This window comes from Roseovarius halophilus (ex Wu et al. 2025), from assembly GCF_047086965.1.
The window spans coordinates 1-5,197 of record NZ_JBKOTX010000284.1; the positions used below are offsets into that span (position 1 = coordinate 1).

General features: G+C 68.4%; 3 protein-coding genes and 1 pseudogene. 2 read left to right on the forward strand and 2 right to left on the reverse strand.

The window, feature by feature from the left end:
* Nucleotides 1–360, reverse strand: a 360-nt coding sequence (locus ACH107_RS29575; protein WP_412509293.1) for a hypothetical protein, incomplete at its 3' end; no start/stop codon positions are given.
* Nucleotides 361–541: 181 nt separating this feature from the next.
* Nucleotides 542–1,231: an orotidine-5'-phosphate decarboxylase gene (gene pyrF, locus ACH107_RS29580; RefSeq protein WP_412509294.1), complete on the reverse strand. Its 690-nt coding sequence runs from the start codon at nt 1,229–1,231 to the stop codon at nt 542–544.
* A gap of 230 nt (nt 1,232–1,461) precedes the next feature.
* On the opposite strand from pyrF, the gene clpB reads away from it, so the two are divergent.
* Nucleotides 1,462–4,083 (forward strand): ATP-dependent chaperone ClpB, encoded by a 2,622-nt coding sequence (clpB, locus tag ACH107_RS29585; RefSeq protein ID WP_412509295.1) that lies wholly within the window; start codon nt 1,462–1,464, stop codon nt 4,081–4,083.
* A 228-nt stretch (nt 4,084–4,311) separates the two neighbouring features.
* A pseudogene (locus tag ACH107_RS29590) lies at nt 4,312–5,197 on the forward strand (glycosyltransferase family 2 protein); the annotation flags it as partial.

Sequence of the window (5,197 nt, forward strand, 5' to 3'; positions counted from 1 at the left end):
GCCCACCTCGGTGCCGCGCGGCGATGGTCCGACACGCCCGCCCGCGACCACGGCGGCCAGTTGCATCCCGTTGCAGCTGCCCCAGACCGGCAGGCCGCTGGCCAGCGCGGTGTCCATGGCGGCGCGTTGCGGCGCGGCCTCCGGCGCGGTGACGCCCCAGGGCTCCCCGGCGCCGGTGAAAACGATGCCTTGCGCCCCGTCGAATTCTGTCGCCGGCACGCGGCGCGCATAGGGGTTGACCACGTGGAACCGCGCGGCCGGGTCCAGCACGGCAAGGCTGCGCAGGAATCCCCGCGCCCCGGATTTACCGGCGGCGACGGCGGCGGGCGTGTTCCCTTCGACGATCACGATGGTGGTCATGGCGGCAGGCTCCGGTTTCCGGGATGAAGCCTCCGGATGCCGCGGTTCCGCGGCCCGGTCCTGTCCGGTCGCGACCGGTCATGTGCCGATCACGTCAGCCTCGCCCCTCCGGTCTTCTTCTCGGTGAAAATACCCTTTCCCGGCCCTTGCCGGCATGGGCCGGCGGTGGGGGCGTGGCACGTCAGGGCAACGTGTCGAGGATCGCGCGGGCGCTGGTGGCCGGGTCGGGCGCGGCCCAGACGGGCCGGCCCACCACGATGTGATCGGCGCCGTCGCGGACGGCCTGCGCGGGCGTTGCGACCCGCTTCTGATCGCCCATGTCGCTGCCCTCTGGGCGCACGCCGGGGGTGACGATGAGCTTGCCGTGCGCTTCGGGCAGGGCACGGATCAGCGCGGCCTCGCGCGGGGAGGCGATGACCCCGTCGGCCCCTTCCTCGAAGGCGCGGGCAGCGCGGATCGCCACGAGATCGCGGACATGGCCGGGCGCGATCAGCGCGGCGTCGAGGTCGTCGCGGTCGAGCGATGTGAGGATCGTGACGGCAAGGATTTTCGTGTTGCTGCCCGCCGCGCCCTCGCGGGCGGCGCGCACGACGTGGGGGTCGCCGTGCACGGTGAGGAAATCGAGATCGAACTGCGCCAGCCCGCGCACGGCGGCCTCGACCGTGGCGCCGATGTCGAAGAGTTTCATGTCGAGGAAGATGCGCTTGCCGTGATCCTGTTTCAGCTCGTTGGCCAGGGCCAGCCCGCCGCCGGTCAGCATGCCCAGCCCGATCTTGTAGAAGCTCACGTCGTCGCCCAGCCGGGTGGCCAGTTGCAGCCCTTCCAGCGCGTTGGGGACGTCGAGGGCGACGATGAGGCGGTCATCTGGCATGGCGCGGGCTCCTGATCCGGTGTGGCGCCTTTGTCGTGCGGCGCGCACGCGGCGTCAAGCGCCCCGGGCCGCGGCGGCGCCGGCAGGCGGAATTTCCCGCTGTCGGCGGTGTTGCCGCCTTGAAGATCGCGGCCCCCTTTCCCATCTCAGTCGCCGAGGTTCCCGAACGCCGCACGCCTCGGGGAGGGTGCACGACACAAGAGGGAACGCTTGTAAAAAGGAGAGAGACGATGGACTTGAACAAGTTCACCGAGCGGTCGCGCGGTTTCATCCAGGCGGCGCAGACGATCGCGATGCGCGAAAGCCATCAGAAGCTGGCGCCCGAACACATTCTCAAGGCATTGATGGACGATCCCGAGGGGCTGGCCAGCAACCTGATCAAGCGGGCGGAAGGCAAGCCGGACCGCGTGACGCAGGCGCTGGACCTTGCGCTGGGCAAGATCCCGCAGGTGTCGGGCGATGCCGGGCAGACCTACATGGACCAGCAGACGGGCAAGGTGCTCGCCGAGGCGGAAAAGTTCTCGACCAAGGCCGGCGACAGCTTCGTGCCGGTGGAGCGGATGCTGACCGCGCTGGCCGTGGTCAAGAGCCCCGCCAAGGACGCGCTGGACCAGGGCGGGGTGAGCGCGCAGGGCCTCAACGAGGCGATCAACGACCTGCGCAAGGGCCGCACCGCCGACACGGCCAGCGCCGAGGACACCTACGAGGCGCTCGAGAAATACGCGCAAGACCTGACGAAGGCCGCCGAGGAAGGCAAGATCGACCCGATCATCGGCCGCGACGACGAGATCCGCCGCGCGATGCAGGTGCTGAGCCGCCGCACCAAGAACAACCCCGTGCTGATCGGGGAGCCGGGCGTCGGCAAGACGGCCATCGCCGAGGGTCTGGCGCTGCGGATCGTCAACGGCGACGTGCCCGAGAGCCTTGCGAACAAGCGGCTGCTGGCGCTGGACATGGGCGCGTTGATCGCGGGGGCGAAATACCGCGGCGAGTTCGAGGAGCGGCTCAAGGCCGTGCTGAACGAGGTGACGTCGGCTGCCGGCGAGATCATCCTGTTCATCGACGAGATGCACACGCTGGTGGGTGCGGGCAAGACCGACGGCGCGATGGACGCCGCCAACCTGATCAAGCCGGCGCTGGCGCGCGGCGAGCTGCACTGCGTGGGGGCCACCACGCTGAACGAGTACCGCAAGCATGTCGAGAAGGACGCGGCGCTGGCGCGGCGGTTCCAGCCGCTGATGGTCGAGGAGCCGACGGTGGAGGATACCGTGTCGATCCTGCGCGGCATCAAGGAAAAGTACGAACTTCACCATGGCGTGCGCATCTCGGACAGCGCGCTGGTGACGGCGGCGCAGCTGAGCCATCGCTACATCACCGACCGGTTCCTGCCGGACAAGGCGATCGACCTCGTGGACGAGGCGGCGAGCCGCCTGCGCATGGAGGTGGACAGCAAGCCCGAGGAACTGGACGCGCTCGACCGCGACATCCTGCAGAAGCAGATCGAGGCCGAAGCCCTGCGCAAGGAGGATGACGCCGCCAGCAAGGACCGGCTGGAAAAGCTGGAAAAGGAACTGGCCGATCTGCAGGAGCGGTCCGCGGAGATGACCGCCAAGTGGCAGGCCGAGCGTGACAAGTTGGCCAGTGCCCGCGACCTCAAGGAGCAGCTCGACAAGGCGCGGATCGAGCTGGACCACGCCAAGCGCGAGGGCGACCTGGCCCGCGCCGGGGAGCTGTCCTACGGGGTGATCCCGCAGCTTGAGAAACAGCTGGCCGAGGCCGAGCAGGCCGAGGAGGAAGGCGATGTCATGGTCGAGGAGGCCGTGCGCCCCGAGCAGATCGCCAGCGTGGTCGAACGCTGGACGGGCATCCCCACCGCCAAGATGCTGGAGGGCGAGCGCGAGAAGCTGCTTGGCATGGAGGACAACCTGCACCGCCGCGTGATCGGGCAGGATACCGCCGTGCGGGCCGTGGCCAACGCGGTGCGCCGGGCGCGCGCCGGGCTCAACGACGAGAACCGGCCGCTGGGCAGTTTCCTGTTCCTTGGCCCGACGGGCGTGGGCAAGACCGAGTTGACCAAGGCCGTGGCCGAGTTCCTGTTCGATGATGACAGCGCGATGGTGCGGATCGACATGTCCGAGTTCATGGAGAAACACTCGGTCGCGCGCCTGATCGGCGCGCCGCCGGGATACGTCGGCTATGACGAGGGCGGCGTCCTGACGGAGGCCGTGCGCCGGCGCCCCTACCAGGTGGTGCTGTTCGACGAGGTCGAGAAGGCGCATCCCGAGGTCTTCAACGTGTTGTTGCAGGTTCTCGACGATGGTGTGCTGACCGACGGGCAGGGCCGCACGGTGGACTTCAAGCAGACGCTGATCGTGCTGACATCGAACCTTGGCAGCCAGGCGCTGAGCCAGTTGCCCGAGGGGGCGGATGCCGGCGAGGCCAAGCGCGACGTGATGGATGCCGTGCGGTCGCATTTCCGGCCCGAATTCCTGAACCGGCTGGACGAGATCGTGGTGTTCGACCGGATCACGCGCGAGCAGATGAGCGGCATCGTCGAAATCCAGATGCGTCGCCTGCTCAAGCGTCTGGCGAGCCGGAAGATCCGGCTGGAGCTGGACGACGCGGCGAAGAAATGGCTGGCTGACGAGGGCTATGACCCTGTCTATGGCGCGCGGCCGCTGAAACGCGTGATCCAGAAGGCCCTGCAGGACCCGCTGGCCGAGGCGCTGCTGTCGGGCGATATCCTGGATGGCAGCACGGTGCCGGTGACGGCCGGGGCCAGTGGCTTGATCATCGGCGATCGTGTCGGATCGACGAACCGCGAACCGCCCGAGGATGCCGTGGTGCATTGACCTTTGGTCCCGTGACATGATCCAGCCCCCGCCGGCCCTGCCCGGCGGGGGCTTTCGCCTGTCTTGCGCGATCCTATCCGTGCCCGTTGCGCCGTTGCCGGGCCGACAGGCCGGTCATGATGCGAACAATTAAACGCGGCTGTTGCGCGGGCAGCCCCGGCGGGAGTATGCTCTGTCCCAAAACGGGTTCCGGCGGCGGTGCGCCGGGTGACAAGAAAAGTTCGAGTGATGGCAGAGCAGGACACGGCAACCGGGAACGGCGAGGCGCTGCCGCGGTGGCTGGAGGAATTGCGCCCGGGCACGGAAGGCGCGGGCTTCCTTGAAAAGCGCCTGCGGCACAGCCTGCTTTTCGTCGAAAGGCCGGTGAAACGGCTTCTCGTCACCTTTGACAACCTGTCGAACGTCGGTGACGCGTCCATGACGCGGGAACCGTGGGGGTTCAAGTTCGCGCAGGATTGCAACATCGCGCATCTGGGCGTGATGGCGCACGTGAGCGACTGGTACCGCGACCCCGACCTCATCGACCGGATGCGCAAGCTGGCCGACGACGGGTTCTTCGACGGCTACGACCGGGTGGTGATGGCCGGTGTCTCGATGGGCGGGTTCGCCGCCATCGCCTTTGCCTCGCTCGTGCCGGGGGCGCATGTCGTGTCGGTCAACCCGCAGAGTACGCTGGACCCCGACATCGTGCCGTGGGAAACCCGGTACGAGAACGGGCGTCGGCAGGACTGGACGCTGCCCTTGTCGGACGCGGCGGCGCTGACCGGGGGCCTCGGCCGGGTCAACATCTTCTACGATCCCTATCATGCCCTTGACCGCCAGCACGTGGCGCGGTTCTCGGGCGACAATATCCGGGTGTTCAACTGCCGCTATTCCAACCACAAGACGGCCGTTTTCCTGCGCAAGATCGGGGCGCTGAAGCCGGTGATGGAGCGCGCGATCTTCGACGAGCTGACGGCGGCGGAATTTTATCGCCTCTATCGCGCGCGGCGCGACCTGCGATGGTTCCGCGGCGCGCTGGTGGCCCATTTCCAGGAACAGGGCCGTGACGAGATGGCGGCGCGCGCGACGCGGGCTTTCCGGACGCGGTTGCGCGAGCGGCGCGAGGCGCCCG